14 protein-coding genes and 1 tRNA gene are annotated in these 19,910 nt (G+C 44.7%); 1 reads left to right on the forward strand and 14 read right to left on the reverse strand.

Annotated elements, in window-relative coordinates:
* Window positions 1-4: 4 nt before the first annotated feature.
* From dptH to L4C34_RS13450, 5 genes are all read right to left on the reverse strand, one after another.
* Window positions 5-5,125 (reverse strand): DNA phosphorothioation-dependent restriction protein DptH, encoded by a 5,121-nt coding sequence (gene dptH, locus L4C34_RS13430; RefSeq protein ID WP_428789863.1) that lies wholly within the window; start codon window positions 5,123-5,125, stop codon window positions 5-7.
* Window positions 5,106-6,446 (reverse strand): DNA phosphorothioation-dependent restriction protein DptG, encoded by a 1,341-nt coding sequence (gene dptG / locus L4C34_RS13435; RefSeq protein WP_428789864.1) that lies wholly within the window; start codon window positions 6,444-6,446, stop codon window positions 5,106-5,108. Before dptG ends, dptH begins: the two co-directional genes overlap by 20 nt.
* Window position 6,447: 1 nt before the next feature.
* Window positions 6,448-8,043 (reverse strand): DNA phosphorothioation-dependent restriction protein DptF, encoded by a 1,596-nt coding sequence (gene dptF, locus L4C34_RS13440; RefSeq protein ID WP_428789865.1) that lies wholly within the window; start codon window positions 8,041-8,043, stop codon window positions 6,448-6,450.
* 551 nt (window positions 8,044-8,594) lie between these two features.
* Window positions 8,595-8,682: transfer RNA gene (locus L4C34_RS13445), tRNA-Ser, on the reverse strand.
* Window positions 8,683-8,838: 156 nt separating this feature from the next.
* Window positions 8,839-11,262 carry an ATP-binding protein gene (locus L4C34_RS13450; RefSeq protein WP_428789866.1) on the reverse strand — a complete coding sequence of 808 codons (2,424 nt, stop codon included), beginning with the start codon at window positions 11,260-11,262 and terminating at the stop codon, window positions 8,839-8,841.
* 127 nt (window positions 11,263-11,389) lie between these two features.
* Between L4C34_RS13450 and L4C34_RS13455 the strand changes: the two genes are divergently transcribed.
* Entirely contained in the window at window positions 11,390-11,959 is a 570-nt protein-coding gene (locus L4C34_RS13455) for a UPF0149 family protein (RefSeq protein ID WP_428789867.1), read from the forward strand.
* A gap of 197 nt (window positions 11,960-12,156) precedes the next feature.
* On the opposite strand, the gene L4C34_RS13460 is transcribed toward L4C34_RS13455, so the two are convergent.
* From L4C34_RS13460 to ybgC, 9 genes are all read right to left on the reverse strand, one after another.
* On the reverse strand, window positions 12,157-13,188 hold the full coding sequence (locus L4C34_RS13460; protein ID WP_428789868.1) for a potassium channel family protein: 1,032 nt from the start codon (window positions 13,186-13,188) through the stop codon (window positions 12,157-12,159).
* 97 nt (window positions 13,189-13,285) lie between these two features.
* Complete coding sequence (nadA, locus tag L4C34_RS13465) at window positions 13,286-14,329, reverse strand: quinolinate synthase NadA (protein WP_428789869.1); 1,044 nt, start codon at window positions 14,327-14,329, stop codon at window positions 13,286-13,288.
* 160 nt (window positions 14,330-14,489) lie between these two features.
* Window positions 14,490-15,275, reverse strand: coding sequence for a tol-pal system protein YbgF (ybgF, locus tag L4C34_RS13470; protein ID WP_428789870.1), 786 nt, complete (start codon window positions 15,273-15,275; stop codon window positions 14,490-14,492).
* A 15-nt stretch (window positions 15,276-15,290) separates the two neighbouring features.
* Window positions 15,291-15,854, reverse strand: coding sequence for a peptidoglycan-associated lipoprotein Pal (gene pal / locus L4C34_RS13475; protein WP_428789871.1), 564 nt, complete (start codon window positions 15,852-15,854; stop codon window positions 15,291-15,293).
* A 26-nt stretch (window positions 15,855-15,880) separates the two neighbouring features.
* Entirely contained in the window at window positions 15,881-17,230 is a 1,350-nt protein-coding gene (tolB, locus tag L4C34_RS13480; RefSeq protein WP_428789872.1) for a Tol-Pal system beta propeller repeat protein TolB, read from the reverse strand.
* Between the two features lie 12 nt (window positions 17,231-17,242).
* A complete protein-coding gene (gene tolA, locus L4C34_RS13485; protein ID WP_428789873.1) occupies window positions 17,243-18,295 on the reverse strand; it encodes a cell envelope integrity protein TolA in 1,053 nt (350 codons plus the stop codon).
* A 21-nt stretch (window positions 18,296-18,316) separates the two neighbouring features.
* The gene (gene tolR / locus L4C34_RS13490) at window positions 18,317-18,766 is read right to left on the reverse strand and encodes a protein TolR (protein WP_428789874.1); all 450 of its coding nucleotides are present in this window, start codon (window positions 18,764-18,766) and stop codon (window positions 18,317-18,319) included.
* Window positions 18,767-18,769: 3 nt separating this feature from the next.
* The gene (tolQ, locus tag L4C34_RS13495; RefSeq protein WP_428789875.1) at window positions 18,770-19,453 is read right to left on the reverse strand and encodes a protein TolQ; all 684 of its coding nucleotides are present in this window, start codon (window positions 19,451-19,453) and stop codon (window positions 18,770-18,772) included.
* The gene (gene ybgC, locus L4C34_RS13500; protein ID WP_428789876.1) at window positions 19,443-19,862 is read right to left on the reverse strand and encodes a tol-pal system-associated acyl-CoA thioesterase; all 420 of its coding nucleotides are present in this window, start codon (window positions 19,860-19,862) and stop codon (window positions 19,443-19,445) included. The genes tolQ and ybgC overlap by 11 nt, the downstream gene beginning before the upstream one ends.
* Window positions 19,863-19,910 lie beyond the last annotated feature (48 nt).

Consider the following 19,910-nt stretch of genomic DNA (forward strand, 5'->3'; position numbering starts at 1 on the left):
CAATTTATACAACATTTGTTGATATTAACTCCCAAAACGCTTTATCTCGCATCTTGACGATCTTCTTAGCTCCATCAATGTATAAGCTGTAGTGCTTCTCCAACTTATTGATGGTTTCCATAAGTTTCTCTTGTTCGGCTTTTTCGTTTACACCAAACATGGCTTTGAGCTCTTGTGGGCGGATCTTAGCGACACGGTGAATAACCCATGTTAGTACATAGCTAGAGTAATCGTTCTCACCGGTTTGGAAGTGAGTGATGTCTTGCGTTGATAAAACCGTACCCACTCCGTATTCCCGACCTTCCTTCAAGATCTTGCGCAGGCTTGGGAAGTTTTGCGACATAAAGGTATCAGCCTCATCTACCAAAATCATTTTGGTGATTTGGCGGAAGTCACCCTGCACTTCTGGTTTACCTTTCTTCTGCATTTGCGAGTAGAAAAGATCGAGCGTTAGTGCAACCACCAAACTTTGAATCTCAGATGGGTAGCCTGCCAACTCAACAACTGTAATGCCATCCACCAAATCGTATAGGCTCATACACTTGCTGGTATCATCTTCAAAGATCTCTAACTCATACAAGCTTTCTAGAGCGGCGTACAATGAATCTTCATCTGGCTCAGTTTCCATAAACAAAGCCCACACATCGGCTATTGTCGGTGCAGCTTTTGTCCACGTGCTTGGGTCCGCTTTGCGAATCCCAGCCAGCTCATAAGCTTCGCCAACTAACTTACGCAAACGTAGCTGCTGCTTCTGGCCAAGGTTGAAAGCTTTACCCATGGTTTCTGAAAAACCACGTGCGGTATGAACTGGCAACATTGGTGTATCGCCGAATAAACTCAAAGGGTTATATGGCAATTTGTGCAAGTTGAACTTCTTACCTGCCGTGGCCTGCTGGAACTTATCGTCTACGTAATCGGACTTGTAATCGAATATCAGGATACCAATAGTCGCGCCGTCAACGTTATCCGCTCGGTTACGATGGAGCTGAGTAAGAACCGACTTAGTGAACTGGGTCTTACCTGTACCCATAGTGCCAATAATACCGGTATTGGTATTCATGAATTTCGCGGTATTGGTTGGCTCCCAATTAAGTGGCGCCTGAGTCATCGCATTGTGGCCAAACAGAACGTTTAAGTTGCTACCCGAAGACGTTTGCTGAATCGATGGCGTTGGAGCATCGGGCTGCACTTCGTCTGGCTCTGGCTTTGGCTCCGGAAAAGCAACTTCAGTATCATCGTTAACCTGCTCTAGTGGCTGAAGTCGAGGCTCTGTATCGCCGTTATCTTGCGACACTTCAGTATCAATCTCTTCCGATTGAGTACTTCCATCTAGCACAAAATGCTCTGGCACATGGCAAAGTTTCACGATGTCCAGCTCATTTAAGACTTGTTGTAGAGGGGTTTCTACTAAGCCCGGCAACAGTCCCATTGGGAGGTCCACTTTTAAGATGCCATCAAGCATCTGATAACTAGGCTCTAGACAACTCGCGCTTTCTAAATGGCTGACGACAAAACCATCTGGGTAACCTGCTACTTTCGCAAGAGAATAATCCCCTTTTAGCCATTCTTCTTTGTTGTCTAATAGACTCTCGAAGTAGTCTTCAGCAAAAACCTTATACAGGCGATATTTATCCACTTGCATCAATACTTGGCGCATAAATAAGCCACGGTATAACTTGCTGGCTAAAGCGTCATTGCCCAGAAGATCTTCACTGAGATAACGAAGTAACTCTTTCGACTGCTTAACGGCTTTCTTATAGTCTGGCGTTGAGCCAGTCTTCACTTCAACCGGAAGCAAATACATCTGCTGATTTTTAAACCCAACTAACAGAACGTCATCAGAAATCGCGCCTTTCTTATAACCTTGAACGTTACGAGAGAATTCACTATCCGACATATTAAGACCAACGTTACCCGATACGCGGATCATTTCTGCCACTGACAAAGGCACCCATGTGATGTCGGAGTTGTGCACTAAACTTGTCACAAACTTATACGCACCCACCACGCCTTTACGCTCTTTATTAATGGTTGGGTCGCAAGTCATCATTTTCAGCAGCCAATCACCATTAAAGGCGTTGAATTCATTAATTTGGCCGCCATCTCCCTGCGCAATCACTTTTTCAAACAAACTTCTCTGCGCAGTTACTGTGATTGCGTCATAACTTGATGAGCTAGTGTATTGATCGGAATAATGAATCAATACTACATCTTCATTACTTTGGAAGAAGTCGAGTGTCACTTTCGGGTCGATAATCGTCGTCCAGATAGAGCTATCATAAGAACGCTCGAGAAGACTTTTGAAGTCTTCGCTTACCGCTAAGGCAACGGCATTCGCGCCGTGATATTGAGTATTGGGTTTAAGCGCTGGTTTGGACAAAACGCCGACATATTTGGCCATCATGAGATGCGGGTAATCTTGGTAATCGGTGCCTTTCAGACCGAAGCCAGTAAAATAAGAGCCGGATTTACTCTCAGAGGCATCACCAGTCAACAGACCATCACAAGCGATCCCTGAAGCCATGTCATCAATCGAGATATCCGAGCAATCCACTTTGTCGTTATTGCGGAAAAAAGACAGGTGTGCGTACGCCTGACCGTTTTTCTCCGCCTGCTCATTGGTGAATTTACTGTAGGTTAATCGCGTTCGTAGAATATCGATGATGGTGTCGGCAACTTCACGTACTTTACCTTTATTGAGCTCCAACCATTCTTTCAACTCATCGTAGTTTGCCGTTTCTGCGAAGCGGTCAAATGCGTTGGAGGTAAGCTCGTCATCATAGAAGTTGATGTGGATCGATGCCGAACTGTCAAGGTTATTGCGAATGTAGTCAACTAGCCCCATAAACAGCTCGTTAGCACTGTCTTGGTTCACCGCGTTCACAATGATGCTTTTATCTGAAGCCGTAAATAGTTGGCTAAAAGCGGTTTGAAATTCGTCTATTTTTTCTTTCACCAACTTGCGTACAAAAGACAGTGAGCTTTTCTCTTGCGGCACACTCTTAATCCAAAACGCGTTTTCTTTCACATGTTGGTTATATGCAAACCCGTGTTTTGGATGGTAGACGTATGGCAGTAATCCTTTAGGAGATAAACGCTCAAACGTGACATCCGGTAAACTCGCAAAGCTATCATCGGTTCTGATGACTTTTCTCAGATTCAGGTAGTAAGCCAAAATCAGTGGGTGGAATGGTGAGTAGTACTCTTCATCTTCCGATTGTACCAACCCTACCTTCAATACCGTTTTTTGTTCTTTGGTTAACATGCTGCCAGTAGGAATAGCAGCAAAGTAACTAATATACGAATCGACAAGGTTTTCGACCAAAAGAGTGAATTCATCTCCCCAAGAGGCAAGTGAAGGCGTACTTCTGTGTTGCTCTAAATACGCAAATAGTTCTTCGTAACCGGTATGAATAGAACTGTCGATCGTTTGCAGTTCATCCAGTGTTATGGCATCTTCATCAAAAATCGCCACCACTTTTCTATTGATGAACTCTTCTTCCCAGCGAAGAAGCTTTAAGCGCAACCCTGGTACAACAAACTCGCTATTATCAATGCCGACCTTACCTTTTTTCGAATAAAGCTCACCGTTATAGTCATCTTTGAACAGCTTGTAATAACGGCCACGGTTCAACAGTAATGGCAAACTTAGAGTATCGGTCGCGACCGCGCCTTCCACATTGAATTTCAGCTGGTTATCACCAGATTTCACTGAGAAATCGATTTCATCCGCTTCGTTGGCCAACGATTCAAAATCTACCGCTGCGTATTCTGAAATGTCCACGACTTGTTTTACATCGGAAAGCGAGCACACTGGCCCCTCTTCGGCGCGAATAAGAAGCTTATTTTCTTCCATGTTAAGCGTTAAACGTTTCTTTGAGTGTTCAACCAAGAAGGTGTTTTTGAAAGGTTCAAGGTAGAACTCACCTTTACGTACCACTAAACAACGAAAATTATACACTTCCGATTTGTTTTCACGCTTAAGGGCAAGATTGAAGAACAAAGGCTCATGGAGGTACTTGGCTTTCAGGATTGCCGTCGCGTTTTTTAGGCCATTACGGGTGGTAATCACTTCTTCTTTATTTAGCGCTTTCGCAGGTTGAATTTTGAACTGGCTTTTCTCCAAATTATTCACACCTTGGAACACCAGCTTTAACTCAAATTCGTCTAACCCTTCGTCAAGTTCGAGGATAATATGACGATCACGCAATCCTGCTTTGGTTTCTGAACGATTACGACCGATGAGAATCATGCCTTCGCAGGCTTGCTCTTCTTCTAAAACCAGCTGCTGTTGAGCGTTACGCTTCTTTTCTTGTAAAAAGGCTTCAAATTCAACGCCCTTCCACGATCCTGTTTCAGAAAAGTTCTCATTGATGAATTTTTCGCCGAAGTACTTCAAGCGATCTTGAAGCTGGTCACCAAAATGCTCTGCTTCAAAAGAAAGCTCTTGATAAAGTGCTCTATTTTCTTCTAAACGCCTTTTGATTTGCTTAGGATTACCGCTCATTTCAGCCACAAGCGGATCTTCAAACATGCCAAGCTCATTAAAGCGTAGGTCACCATCTTCGACTGCTTTGTACAAGGATTCGAAGCCAAACATGGTCGCGCCGTCTTCTAAGATGGCATCAAACTGATCATCCAGCAGGCAACTCGAGACATCTCGTCCTTTTTCTTGCTGAACAATTAGGCCTTTCATTGCCTCTTTAATTCGAGTCGGACTCCAAATTTGGCCAGCCTGCGCTAGATCTTCCGCAGAGTTTATTAGGGTATCCAGCAAACTGTTGTGGATGACCACCAACGCACAACCTTTAAGAAAACCGGATTGGCTCGCTATCTCATCACGAAGGTAAGATACATAGTTTTCTGTAAAACCCTGATATTCCTCAGGGTCTTCACTGTGCACCACTGGCACAATTTTACATCCAGAGCGTTCAATGAACGGCAATTTAATCCCATTATCAACGTCGATCGACTGAGTAGAATGGGCGACCATCGCTTGGTATAGGCGTAGGCTATTTTCACTATCTGGTGATTTGAACTGATAGCGGAAGCCTGCTTTGATATGAGTTTCTGCGTTCGCTAGAAACTGTTCGACAAGAAAGGACTCAAATTGTTTTACGGACATATACTGCATCTCCACTATCACTCATGCGCTCGACATTACCAATACGCTCGTAGAATTTAATTAGCTCTTGCTCTGTTTGTTTATCCACAAAGATGCCGCGTAGTTTTAATTCCGCAATGAGCTCGTGAAAACGGAGTTTGTCCCTTTCTCCAATAACAAGGTTAGTAAGTAAAATGGTGTAATCTTGGTTCAATACCAGCACACGTCCGCTACGCCCGCGAGTCTGAATGAAGTGAGAGGCTAAATGTTTCTCTACTTCAGTCACGTATTTTTTATTAATATTGAAGCGCTCACCGAAGCTAAACTGCGCAATGCCCAATTTCATCACATTGCCAAGCCAATCAATCGCCGACTCCGACTCATCCAAATTCGTGTCTAAGTTTCGTTGAGACTTGAACGCTTTAGCAAAATTTTCTAACTCCACAGCCAGATGCTCAAAGTTCGATTCTTGGATACCTTTAGAAATCGTCCATAAAGGTACTTTTGTCGCATTCTTTTCACCATATCCGGGCTGAAGAAGCTCAAGCATAGTCAGCATTGGAAACAAGCGGGTTGCTGACTCATTAAATAGCTTGTAACCATGGTTTTTGATATGGGTGCGCTCATTGCTCGCACGTTCATGATCCATGATGAAATAAAGGGGTTTTGCGGTTGGCTCTTCCCCAGAACGCCAATCAGTAAGCGCTAAGCTCAGTTGTGCTGTATAGGTGAAACTATACAGAGATAAAAATGATTCGATTTCACTGAGAAAGTACTTAGGGCGGCTAACGAGGAACTTGAGATCGCTGCGAAATGACTTGGACAAATAGGGTAAATAAGGCTCTTCGCTCGCTTTCATCATAGAGTCGCTTTTCATCTTGCTGCGTAATGTCGCTAGCATTTCGCGCTCTATAAAATTGAGCTTTGCATCAAACTCTTCAACTCGCATGTTCTGTAATAGGTTCGTAAACATGGAAGCGACACGTGAGTCCCCAGAAGAAAATTCACCTTTTTGAGCGCGGAAAAGCAAAAGTTCAGGGCTTACTGAGAAAATGTCTTGGTTATCAAAGTACATTTTCTCCAATACTTCCCAAAACTCTTCTTCTCCTAGCTTTTCTTCAAAAACAGTTTGGCAGCTTTGTCTAAATTCATCGTAAGAGAGGTTTTCGATCTTCTTACGGAGCAACCCTCGAAGAACCAGTCCAATGACAGCATTCCAATCAAACTCATTGCCCTTAGTTCTAATTGGCAAGTAGCTGTTTAAGCTATTTTTATTGGGCACATCTTCGGATGTCTGCGGCAGCTTAGGATTAAACGGCTTAACATATTTGTCCACTGTCATGTTAGATACCACTCACTTCGAAATACTCGTCATCTTCATTCATCACTTTATAGCGTTTGTCTTTTTTCAAGATAAATAAGGTGTCTTTCTCATTGGCTAGCGCAATCATTTGTTCAATCACTTCATCTAACAACAAGACTGCATTTTTATCGTGTTTGTTTGGACGATATCCCTGATTGATTTTACTCAAGAGATCCAACAGGTTGATGCTGATCGGCATTGGCGCTAAAACATTACCATCCACTTGTAGGTACGCAGGGAAAGCGCCTATTTTACTCACACCTTGAGTCTTGATAGCGTGAAAGTCTGGTTTAATTTCTAATTCCGCCGCCGTTTTAAAACCGTTGTATTCAGAGATAAAGAATTGGTCTTTATCTAAGGCATGGGCATTACGGTTACAATAACGATGAATTGCAGCGATCAAGATATCTTTATAGAACTTGTTCAGCTCCTTCTTTTGCTTACCAGAGCCATCAAATTCGCGATGGAGAAGCCAGTTTTTCGCATACTGTTCCACCAGTGAGTTATCAAAGTCCGCCTTCAGCTCATCAATGTAATCATTGGCAAATTGAGATTCATCTTTCAACAAGTAAACCATACGCAGATAAGATGCAGCACTGGATACATCGAATATACCCAGAGGCTTCATTTGATTTCTAAGGGACGTAAATCCTTTATCTTCAATGCCAAGCCCAAACTGGAGGACAAACTCGTCGACTTTACGAGTGTGTATATTACTTGGATCGAAACTTTGGATATGTTCCAACAACTCGTTATCAGCCCCAGAAAACAAGTTATCGAATAGGTATCCATCCATCGCAAGGATTTGGTAAACAAAGTCCAATAAAGCACGAGCCGTTAAAAATTGATCTTTAATCAAACGCGCTTTCAACAGCAGTGCAATGATGTTTTGTTGTACTGACTCTAATCCAAGAAGTGTGAAGTTTGCTGACAACGTACTGTGGCCAGATTTCTTCACTTCATTGTCACAGAGGGCATAGAAAGGATTGTCTAATGTTTGTTCCGTCAAACGAGAAAGAAGCTTAGCGGCAAAATCTGATGTGCTCACGTCCGAACTAAGCTTGAACTTTGGATATTGCTCAAAATCCAAGTACTTATGATTAACTGGTATATTTTCACTATGATTACCCAAAAACGCCTGAATAGAACGTTTTACATCATCATGAATCTCAGCACCCTCTTCTGCATAATTGCCCAGCATCCCAATATTAATACCTACGATTAAGGGGCGCTGGCTGTCTTTATAATCTGAAAAACGCTCGTCTAACGCTTGAATAGCGGTTTGGCTTGGATTGAAGCTGTGCGTCGCATCCAAATGAAAGTCGCAGGTCGATTTATATGTCTGGCTGTAACGCGTAAGGATCTCAGATTTACCATCGCCACTGCTTCCACATAGAAAAATGATATCGCGAGATCTAGCCGACGTTAAAGCTTTCTTAAAATCTGACTCTATCTCTGTTTCAATGTAGATGTAATCTTTATACGCTTTATACCGATCGTTGTCGGTACCTCGCTCAGTACTTACCGCATAGGGTGAGGACTTCGAGAGTATGCTGAGTGCTTGGGCTAGGTTCAAACTATTACCTCGTTCATTTATGCTGAAGATGCTAACCAGAATCTGACGGAAATATTACCATGCGGTTACAATTGAAGCAGCTAATTAATCAGAGTTCATCCTATAAAATAGAAGTAAATAAACACGATATTTCCAGCTGAAATGGTCCCAATTTTCGGGCGCAGTGTTAACTATCTAATCTGTAATGATAACGACCAGATATTGGAACCGAATATGAAGAGAAAGCGTTATAGAAGTCGATCAGCTTCGCATTAAGACTAGTCATCCGACCATTGAAAGAGACTGTGTCTGAAGAACTATATAGTTGTGATGCAACTCGTCTGAAAATGCATGGGGACGACAGAGCGATGATTTAGGAAATAGCTCCGCGAAGCAAAGTGACGCACTATCTTTACTCAATTTAGGAAGTAGTAGTGTTCCTGAAAATAGTATTTCTTGACTGACTCGCTCGCTTCTACTGATTTGCACGAGGTTAGGTGGAACGGTACTTGATGATTGTATGAATTTTAAATGCAAAAAGAGACGTCCTAGGACGTCTCTTTTCTTAAATTTGGCGGTGAGTGAGAGATTCGAACTCTCGATACGTTGCCGTATACACGCTTTCCAGGCGTGCTCCTTCAGCCACTCGGACAACTCACCGTATTGTTGTTGAGTGCATTTTTCGTCTCAACGGGGCGCTAATTTAATGATTCTGTTGGGATTGGTCAAGAGAAAAAGTAAAAAAAATACTGCCACATGATTCAAGTGGCGATATTTTAGCTAAAGCGTATAAACTAACAGCAAATTATTGAAAATCTATGTGCACTTATCCGCAACTAAGACGGTGATCAGATCCAAGTCTTCCTTCGGTGGGAGACGCCCATCTTGCAGTGCCCTTAGCGTTCGCTGCAAGACACCAGATAATTGTTGGAATTCACTGCCCTTAAACTCCCCTATCAAGCCTTCTAGCAAACTCACCGATTGGGCTATTTGTTCATTTTCCAAACACACATACAAATTCACCAAGGTGTCTTCCACGTCTATCTGCTCCTGACTGGCCTTTTGATTCGGGTGGAATTGAAAAAGTTTGTTGGAGTATTGATACAAAGCATCATCAAGCTCTTGCTCGTCGATCGGCTTGGCAATGATGTAATCGACTCCTGCGCCAAGCATTCTTTCTCGTGTTTCTTTAAACACATCGGCGGTGCAAGCAAAGATCAAAGTATGGCGTTTGATGCCGGGTAACAGGCGGATGGCTGCAGTGGCTTCTACGCCGTCCATCACTGGCATATGATTGTCCATCAAGACTAAGTCGTAGTGGGTGTCTGCAATGGCTTGCAGCGCCTCTTCGCCGTTCTCTACGCTGTCACACGTGAAGCCTTTCGCCTTCATAAAGCTTTCGATGATGATGGTGTTGGTTCGATTGTCTTCCACGATCAAAACATGCAATCCTTGGTAGCTCACTTTGCGGTGCACTTTAATTTCTACCGCACCCGGCTCACAAATTTCTAACCCCAATCTCACATGAAAGCTGGTACCTATATTCAATTCACTGGTGATTGAGATATCACCATCCATAAGCTCGCAGATGTTTTTTACGATGGCGAGCCCAAGGCCCGTTCCACCGTAGCGGCGCGTCGTTGAGGACTCTGCTTGTTCAAAAGGACGGAAAATTTTATCTTGCGACTCTTTGGCGATCCCGATCCCGCTGTCACGCACGCTAATTTTCAGGTAGGTTTTACCCTGATCGGTAATTTCTTTAAACGTTACTTCAATAAAGCCGCGTGAAGTAAACTTCACAGCATTGCTCAGCAAGTTGAACAATACTTGCCTTAACCGCGCTTTATCGGAGAAGTACCAACGCTCGGGAGAGATCTCCGAATACACTTTAAACTGAAGCCCTTTTTCCGCGCACAGCGTGTAATACACACTATTGATGCTGCCGATAATCGAGCCCAGCGGAAATGGAGAACTATCGAGCTCCAAGTGGCCTTGCTCAACTTTAGAAAAGTCTAAGATCTCGTTGAGCAGGGTCATCATGTGATCGCCGGAATCATATAAGCTTTTTAGCTGCTTACTTTGCTCATCCGTCAGTTCGGTTTTCAGTAAGATTTGCGCCGTGCCGAGCACGCCGTTCATTGGCGTACGAATTTCATGGGAGAGCGTAGCTAAAAAGGCACTTTTGGCTTGTGTGGAGGCCTGCGCTTTCACCTTTTCCGCTTCAAGAAAAACTGTTTTTTGATTAAAGGCATCAATCAAGTGTCGGATTTCATCATTGCTTTGATAGGGCACATCAATAATGCCGCCTTGTTTGGAGTCGGCTACGGTTTGCGCTATATCGGTGATTGGGTGAATCAAATATCGACTGATCAAGAAGTAGCCAAACATCACGCACAATAACAACAGCGGAATGATCGACCATTCCATGTTGGAAATGATATGCAGCACCTGTTCACTGATCAGCTGACGAGCATTAACCACATCGACCGACCAATCAAAGTCACCAAACTTCAACTTGCTGATGTAAATACCCTGCATGACGCGAAAGTTGTGCTCGGTGATAATTTCGCCGTAGCCATCTTTCACCGCAACACCAAGGCCAAATTCTTCAGCCTGTTTAGCAACAAAATCGACCAAGCCTTGCAAAGACAAGTCGATGGTGGCCACGCCCGCAAACTTACCGTCAATATAATACGGTGACGACGCCGTAATCATTTGTACATGTGTATAAGCATCAATGTAGGTTCTTGACCAAGTTACCGTGCCTACCGGCTTATTTGCCGCTGAAAGATACCAATCTTGTTTATTATAGCCGCCCGTTTGTGGGTTATTCCACGAGCTGATTTGGTCAACTTTGCCGTCCGATGCGCGGTTATAAAACAAACTAGAATAAGCAATTTCAGGGCTAACGCTATGAGGCTCAGGCCATAGCCCACCACTGATTGCGATCGTATTGAGGTTATAAAAAAGGGTATGTAGTAAACGTTTTTGATCCGCTTGGGGGAGATCGGTACTGCCAATACTGACGATGCTGTGCAAAATACCTAGAGAATTGACGAGGGGCGATTGAATTTGGTCGGCAATCAGTTTGCCGTTGAGGTCTAAATTTTGCTCAAGCTGTTCTCGAACAGGCGGTTCCACCACCCAATAGCTCACAGTGCCGACAATCATAATAATGAAACAGAGGTATCCGGCAAGCGCCAAAATACTTTTTCGCTTTAGCGAAGAGCGTATATCCATAACTTGTTGAATCCTGTCCTTTTGTTAAAAACTATAGTGAATATAGTGTTCTAGCAAGTCTTTTTATCCGAGAATATGACTGCTACTATAGCGCCTCCATTAATCTATTCGCTAACTGGTCATAATTTTGTCATTACATCAGATCATCAATTCTCCTGAATTAGAAAGCAAATTACTTAACGAAGCCAAAACCCAAGGCTTTGTTGCGGCAATCGCCGCGGCGCCACATGTGCTTCCCCCTGAAGAGTGGTTGCCTATGTTATGGGGTGGCACAGAAACTGCGCCGTTTAGCGATGGAGAACAACTTGAAGCCTACATTGACCAAGTGATCGCGATTTGGAACAACTATCGCCCTGCTTTGCTCGAAAACAAATGGACTTGGCCTGAAACGTGCCAGTTAGATGACGAAGATATTGTTAATCAAGCCACACGAGATTTCTGCGAAGGCGTTTTAACTGGCTGGCAACTCACCCAAGATGATTGGGATACTCTGATGCCTGCTGATAGCGAAAACAGTGCCTTACTTGGCGGTGTTATTCTGTCGTTGAGCATGCTCTACGATCCAGAAACGTCAATCGTCACCTTGAAAGATCAAGGCATCGAAGGACTAGAGCAGTTTGAAGAAATCTTCAATGGCATTCCTACCATGCTATGTGGTTTATCACTGCGTGCGGCAGCCCTTGTAGACGAGCAATAAGTCTAAAAAATGAGCCAGATGTAAGATTCACATATCTGGCTCAACTATTAGCCGTTAACTCATAGCCAATCCCTAATAACTTGTAGCTTGTAACTAATCGCTTGTAGCGTGTAGTGTGTAACTAATCACTTGTAGCTAATCACTTGTAGCCAGTCGCCGTGGGATATGTGCAGCACCATGACGGCATATTTCCGCAATTACATGCTTTGCCAGTCAAACTTCTCAATTCGCTCATCGGCTATATAAAATAATTTCGCGCCTGACGCCACGCTGCATGCCAAGTCTGGGTTTAAGAGAATACCATCTCCGCTATCGAGTGCGATTAGTGTCGCTTGGTGCGCACGCTTCATATAGTGAAAGATTGGTTCGACGGAGGTCGCGGGCAGCACTTCTGGGTAGGTGACGGAGTACTGAGTCATGCCTTTCGTGGAAGACAGTAACTCTTGGTGCAATAAGCTCGACCCCGGATCTACCGCTGATTTCGCCAACATCTCTGTACTAATGGATGGAATACACTCCACGTTTGAGCAATGCTTCCTTAACAACTGGCTAAGAGATTCATCGTTAAAATACGCCAAAATATGGGCCGTGGGGTTATGGTTTGAACAAAACAACGCAGCCGATAAGGTCAAGTCGTCTTCCATTACATCAATAATAATGCAGCTCGCCTCGCTATAACTCCCCGTGGACATTTCGATGTCATCGGTAAAGCTACTTACACGGACAAATTCCACTTCTCCGGGAAGAGGGTTTTCAAGTTCAGCTCGAACACAAAGTACGATAGGCCGTTTTCCTGCTTCTTCATGTTGCAGCATTCTGATCAAGTTTACCGTTCTTTCTCCGTGCCACCCCAATATCAATATATGATCTTTCATCTCCACTCTCCGCTTTCCTAAAATACCTGCTCGCCAAGACTCAATTGCTGAAGCTGACAGCCTTCCTAACACTGCCGCGAAGAGGACTAGCCCCCCCGGAATAACGAGCATGACAACGACCCACTTTCCCAGTGCCGTATGTGGTGACAAATCGCCATAACCCACAGTGGATGCCGTCACAATTAGGTAATAGAAGAACGTGGAAAAATTACCTGTGAGTTCGTGCTCCCCTGCAATTCTCAATAGCAACCAAGTGAGTGCCACGTACGCTAAGAACAACAAAGAAAGGTTCCGATTACTCACGTCGATCAGCCATGTACGTAGCCACTTTCTAAATAGCAGGAAAATCCCCATACACTACCTTACAAGAGAAATTTTCATTTATTCTAAAACAAAAAAACCAGCCTAAAGGGGCTGGTTTCTATAATGTGAAGCAGATCGCAAGTTAGTCTTACGGATTAAGCTGCTCAGCAAATTCTAACATGCGATCAAGTGACACAAGCGCCTGAGTGCGGATGGCGTCATCAACAAACACTTCATGCCCTGCACCGCCGTGAGTCAAAGCTTGTTCAATCGCTTTAAGGCCGTTCATTGCCATCCAAGGGCAATGCGCACAGCTGCGACACGTCGCGCCCGCACCTGCCGTCGGAGCCTCAATCAGCTCTTTTTCAGGCACTAATTGTTGCATCTTGTAGAAGATACTTTTGTCTGTCGCCACAATCAGTTGTTTGTGCGGCAGCTCGCGAGCCGCTTTAATGAGCTGGCTGGTTGAGCCAACGGCATCGGCTAAGTCGACAACGCTTGCTGGAGATTCTGGATGAACCAATACCGCCGCTTCTGAGTAAACACCTTTCATCTTACGAAGTGCATCCGCAGAAAATTCATCGTGCACGACACACTCAGCGTGCCACAACAACATTTCAGCGCCCGTTTTCTTATTGATGTAAGCGCCTAAATGGCGATCTGGGCCCCAAATAATCGGCTTGTCCTGAGAGTCCAAGTGCTCAACAATATCCACAGCGATGCTTGACGTCACAACCCAATCAGCGCGCGCTTTTACCGCGGCAGACGTGTTTGCGTAGACCACGACAGTATGATCAGGGTGTTGATCGCAAAACGCGCTGAAATCTTCAATCGGGCAGCCAAGATCTAAAGAACACTCAGCGTCTAGCGTTGCCATTAAAATGCGTTTTTCAGGCGTCAGAATTTTCGCGGTTTCGCCCATAAAGCGAACGCCAGCAATCAGTAACGTACTTGCTTCGTGGCGGTTACCGTATTTGGCCATTTCTAAAGAGTCGCCAACGAATCCGCCGGTTTCTTCCGCTAGGGCCTGAATTTCAGGGTCGGTGTAGTAGTGTGCGATAAGGACCGCGTCTTGCTCTTTCAGCAATCGACGAATATTTTCGATGTGCTGTTGCTGTTGGTCTTCAGTCAGTGGCGCTGGTTTCGGTGGGAATGGGTATACCGTATCAATCTTATCTATTATTGTGCTCACAGCGTTTGGTCTATGCAACTTGAAATGAATCCGAGCATTGTACACCCGTTTTATGGCCAGAATCAAAATTCTCTCAAACGCCCTGTTGGGCCTGCCATGCTCATCGAAAAAAGAAAAAAGAGGCGCATTCGCGCCTCTCAATACCTAAAAGGTGTCAGTCTTACTTTAGCCGCTGTTTGGCAAGCTGAGCAGAAGCACTATTTGGATACTGCTTTAATACTTGTTGATAGTATTGCTTCGCTTTCTTGTCATCTTTTTCTTGCTTCGCAATATCACCAAGCTTGACCAAAGAATCGGCCCGTTTTGGCGAATCTTTGTAGTCTAAGACCGACAAGAAATTATCAGAGGCCTTCTTGTAATCGCCATTCGCAAAATACAATTGGCCAAGCCAATAGAGTGCATTCGGCGTTAACGTCGATTTAGGGTAATCTTTTTGGAACTTGTGCAGTGCCGTAATCGCGCCCGTATAATCTCGCTTATTCAAGATAAGATCGATCGCTTTTTGATATTCGGATTGCTCACTGGCGTTGCTGCTGTATGTCCCTGCGTCGTCGGCGCCATCAACGGCCGTAGCAGTTGCTGCATCTTGCTTAGGCGCATTCACTTGACTGCGCAGCTTATCGACTTCGATAAAGAGTTGCCGCTGCCTATCAAGCATTTGTTTCATGTCGTGGCTGTTCACTTCAAGTTGGCCACGTAGTTGATTAATTTCTTGCGACATCGAGGCAACTTGTTGCTGAAGCTGCAACTGGAATGAATTACGACTTTCAATCAAGCGTTGTAGCCGCTGTATTTCACTTTGAGGAGACGATCCTGAAGCTTGCACGGAAGAATCCGTCGAAGCGCCTAAATTTAAACTAGATACTGGAGCTGGTGCAGCGAACACATTGCCCGCTGCACTTGCCAGTAACGTAATCAGCAAAGTGCGCTGGAAGTTACTGAACATGAGGGTTGCCTCAAATTAATATGCGATTACCGCACGGCGGTTCTTCGCCCATGCCGATGCAGTTTGGCCTAGAGATAAAGGCTTCTCTTCACCATAGCTTACAATAGAAATCTGGTCTTTGTGTACACCTAGCGCTTGTAGGTACTTAGACACAGCCTCTGCACGGCGCTCGCCTAGAGCAATATTGTATTCTGGCGTACCGCGATCATCAGTATTACCTTCAATGGTCACTTTCACATCTGGGTGAGAAACTAGGTAAGCTGCGTGCGCTTCTAACATATTCTGGTAGTCAGTTGAAACAACTGAGTTATCAAATGCGAAGAAAACAGTTTTCTTTTCACGCAAAGATTGCTCTTTCAGCTCTTGCTCTGACAATTGAGAATCTTGACCAGCAATTGGAGTCGCAACCGTACCATCTGCGTTAGTGCCGCTTTGACCCGCAGCGCTTGCAGAAGTGCTCGCAGCATTGTTGCTTTCTGAACCTGACGCGTTAGTCGCGTTATCGGTAGAGCTACATGCTGACATTGCTATAACGGGTAACGCGATCATCAACCCTTTTAGAACTTTATTAAGTTGCATTTTTTTTCCTTATTATAGAGAGTTTGCTATAAAAACGGCGACCAAGCAGGCGATTTAACTCGCCCATTTGTGGCCGGTAACCTAGCATGAAACCGTCCATCTGTAGAAACCAAGTTGAGAACATTGGTGTTGTTATAGATGGAGCTGTAAATGATCATACTGCCATTCGGTGCGACACTCGGTGATTCATCTAAGAATGTCTTGGTCAACACTTGCAGGGTGCCCGTTTCTAAGTCTTGCTTAGCGACGTGGAAACCACTGTTACTGCGGTTAACCATCACCAAATAGCGACCATCTGGGGTAATTTCTCCGCCTTGGTTCTGACGCCCCTGCCATGTTAAACGACTAATAGCGTCGGTGGCTAAATTTACTTTATAAATCTGCGGTAAACCCCCTCTATCTGAGGTGAAAATAAGTGATTTACCATCTGGATACCAGAAAGGTTCAGTGTTATTCGAGCTACCACGTGTTAACTGAGTCACCTTATTCGTTTTCAAATCCAACACATAAATTTGCAAACTGCCTGATTTTGACAAGGCCATCGCTAATTTAGTGCCATCTGGAGAGAAAGACGGAGCGCCATTGTGGCGTGGGTACGAAGAGACTAACTTCGTCTTACCGGTGTAAATGTTCATGATATAAATTTCACCATGACCATTTTGGAAACTAACGTACGCGAGTTCCTTACCATCAGGAGACCAATCTGGTGACATGATCGGCTGTTTAGAACGCAGTACTAAACGCTCGTTGTAACCATCATAGTCAGCCACTCTTAACTGGTATGGGTAAGCATCTCTAGGGTTAATCACCACGTAAGCGATGCGAGTCAAGAACGCGCCGCGCTCACCTGTCAGCTGCTGATACACAAGATCGGAAATGCGGTGCGCGTATTCGCGTAATCGACTAGGCTGAACTTTAGCTTGTTTGTTAAACAGCACGTGGTCTTGACTAGAAATCAGCTCACCGTTTTTACTCAGTTCAAGGTTATTGCCCTTAGCCAAATGGCCGTGCGCAATATCAACCAACTGATAGTTGATCACATACTTGCCATCGGCGCTTTTACTTATTTTACCGGTAAGCAAGGCTTCAACGCCGAGCTGGCTCCACGCCTTATAATCAATATCAGACACAGAATGCGGTGTCTGCGGCATTTTCGTCACCGCGATTGGGTTGAACTTACCACTGCGCTGCAAATCCGAAGCCACCACAGCAGAAACATCCTGAGGTAACTTACCTTTCCCTTCATATTGAAATGGGATAATTGCGATCGGTCTGGCCGAATTAACTCCGCCTGTGATCACCAGATCTAAGGCAGCACTCGCACTTTGAATACCGAATGCCACAACAAGACATCCTAAAAACAATCGTTTTAACACTATCACTTCCTTTTATTCAGGTTGGACCGTCAAATTAATATTGCGTAGCTGCGCAACGACTTTAGGTTCGTTTTTCGGCAGTGGAAAACTAGGTACTTGTGCTATTGCTCGCCGAGCGGCAGAACACACATTGCTATCGCCACCAAGAACCTTAATTTCTGAGACCAAAGCTGATGTGCTACCTGCAGGGACGAGCTTTAATGCAACACGGCAGACGTTGCCCTTCAAGCTATCATCCACATATAGATTTTGTTCAATTAAACTTTTATACAAACTGCTGTATCGCTCTACTTCGCTGGCCAGATACTTGGCTCGCGCAGAGTTACTTTGCGCTGATTCGCTTTCTAAACCATCAAATATCTTATTCAGCGCCGCTTCTTTCTCTTTCTTCTCTGCTGCTAGCTTAGCCTTTGCTCTCTTCTCAGCGGCCAATTTAGCTTGTAACTCTTTTTGTTTACGCGCCTTGTCAGCGGCTGTTTTCGCGGCTTTTTCTTTCGCTAGTTTGGTTTTTCTAGCCTTTTCAGCGGCGATTTTTTTCTGACGTGCTTTCTCTGCTACCGCTTTTTCTTTGGCAGCCTTTTCCCTCGCTATTTTGGCGCGTCTGGCTTTTGCTGCTGCCGCTTTACGTTGAGTTTCAAGTTTTGCCAAGCGTTTCTTTTCTAGCTTGGCTTGCTTCACCTCTTCGGCACGCTTTTTCTCTTGTGTCACGCGATCCTTTTCAGCTTCGCGAGCGGCTTGAGCGTCCTTCGCTTGTTGCAGCTTAAGTTGGCGTATACGGTCTTCTTCCGCTTTGCGGTTTTTCTCCAAACGTTCGCTTTCTCGGCGCAGCTTATCAAGACGATCTTGCTCTTTTTTAGCCGCAGCTTCACGCTGACGCTTGATCTGTTGGGCTTGTTTTTGCACCAACGCAGGATCAATCACCACAGCCTGAACCATTTGGCCAGCTGGCTTGGGTTCCGTCATATGAAAATCTGTTCCCCACAACAAAGTGACAATGAGGAGCAAATGCAAAACCACCGAAACAACGGTGGGTTTGAGATAACTTTTATTATTTGTAGTAGTCATTTTTCATCAATGAGGTGGCGTTTATTTAATGTCCTTTATATCGGTCAGCAACCCCACTTTGGGGATCCCCGCTTGACGTAACTCATCAAGCACTGACACGACGTTCGCATAAGGAGTGGCTGCATCTCCGCCGACGGCAACTGGCGAGTTTGGTTTGAGCGACAACTCCGCTTTCACTCGCACGAGTAGACCCTGTAACGATAGTCCTGTTTCCACTGGATCGTTATTGATACTCAAACCTAGCTGACCATGTTTATCTATTTGAACAATAATAAAGTCGCTATCGCTATCTCCCGCTAAGTCCGTAGCTGGCTTAGCCGTTGAGGTTTTTGGCAAGTTGACATCGACACCTTGGGTGACAAACGGTGAGGTAACCATAAATATAATCAATAGCACCAACATAACGTCAATATAAGGCACAACGTTAATTTCTGCCGTAAGCTTACGCTTTTTAGGTTGATAACCCGCCATCAGTTATGCCTTACCCGCCATCGCTTGGCGGTGCAAAATACTGTGAAACTCTTCAGAAAAAGTAGCGTAGGTATGCTCTAACTTACCAACTTTGGTGCTTAAGCGGTTGAACGCCATCACGGCAGGAATCGCCGCAAACAGGCCCATTGCCGTCGCAATCAAGGCTTCCGCGATCCCGGGGGCAACCATGGCCAGCGTGGCCTGCTTCACTTGGCCCAGCGCGATGAAGGCGTGCATGATACCCCATACCGTACCGAACAAGCCGATGTATGGACTGATTGACCCGACTGTCGCAAGAAATGGCAGGTTGGTTTCCAGCCCATCCACTTCACGAGCAACCGATACACGCATAGCACGGCCGGTTCCTTCCATAATAAAATCAGGTGATGCTGCGTTCGATTTTCTCAAACGTGCAAACTCGGTAAAGCCGGCGTAGAAGATCTCTTCCGTGCCTGCTAAGGATTCTTTACGCTTTTTCACATCCTGATAGAGGTGAGATAAGTCGGTTCCAGACCAAAATTTGTCTTCAAAAGAATTGGCGTCTTTCACCGCTTGCGTCAGAACCTGACTGCGCTTAAAAATCATCGCCCAAGAAGCGACCGACATGCCGAGTAGGATAAGCATTACAATTTTAACGAGAAAACTTGCCTGCAAAAACAGGTCAAGAATAGAAATATCAGACGGCACGGTTAGCAATCTCCTGAACGATTTGATGGGGTATAGCAAGGGGTTTCATTGTTTCAGTGCTGATACATGCTACCTTAACCATGGCCTTACACAACGTGATGTTTTCAGGATTGACGATCTCCTGACAGAAAGTAAGCGATGCTTTCTTTAATTGTGCAATATTAGTTCGAACGACTAATTGGTCATCCAAGTGGGCTGGCTTGAGATAATCAATATCAATATGCCTCACCGTGAAAGCAATATTTTGCTCCAGTAAAGTCTGTTGTGAATGGCCTCGAGCTCTTAATAACTCGGTGCGAGCACGCTCTATAAAGTTTATATAGTTCGAATGAAAGACTAGACCACTAGCATCGGTATCTTCGTAATAAACGGTGATAGGCCAATTAAACAACGATTCTGACTCTTGCAAAATAAATCCAGTTCTTATAGACAATTACCTGACTACTATATCGCAACT

Source organism: Vibrio profundum (assembly GCF_050337555.1).
GTDB classification, from domain to species: domain Bacteria; phylum Pseudomonadota; class Gammaproteobacteria; order Enterobacterales; family Vibrionaceae; genus Vibrio; species Vibrio profundum.

Coding starts and splice junctions, on each gene's coding strand:
- dptH (WP_428789863.1), bottom strand. CDS start 5,125: ATGTCCGTAAAACAATTTGAGTCCTTTCTTGTCGAACAGTTTCTAGCG.
- dptG (WP_428789864.1), bottom strand. CDS start 6,446: ATGACAGTGGACAAATATGTTAAGCCGTTTAATCCTAAGCTGCCGCAG.
- L4C34_RS13450 (WP_428789866.1), bottom strand. CDS start 11,262: ATGGATATACGCTCTTCGCTAAAGCGAAAAAGTATTTTGGCGCTTGCC.
- L4C34_RS13460 (WP_428789868.1), bottom strand. CDS start 13,188: ATGGGGATTTTCCTGCTATTTAGAAAGTGGCTACGTACATGGCTGATC.
- ybgF (WP_428789870.1), bottom strand. CDS start 15,275: ATGTTCAGTAACTTCCAGCGCACTTTGCTGATTACGTTACTGGCAAGT.
- pal (WP_428789871.1), bottom strand. CDS start 15,854: ATGCAACTTAATAAAGTTCTAAAAGGGTTGATGATCGCGTTACCCGTT.
- tolA (WP_428789873.1), bottom strand. CDS start 18,295: ATGACTACTACAAATAATAAAAGTTATCTCAAACCCACCGTTGTTTCG.
- tolR (WP_428789874.1), bottom strand. CDS start 18,766: ATGGCGGGTTATCAACCTAAAAAGCGTAAGCTTACGGCAGAAATTAAC.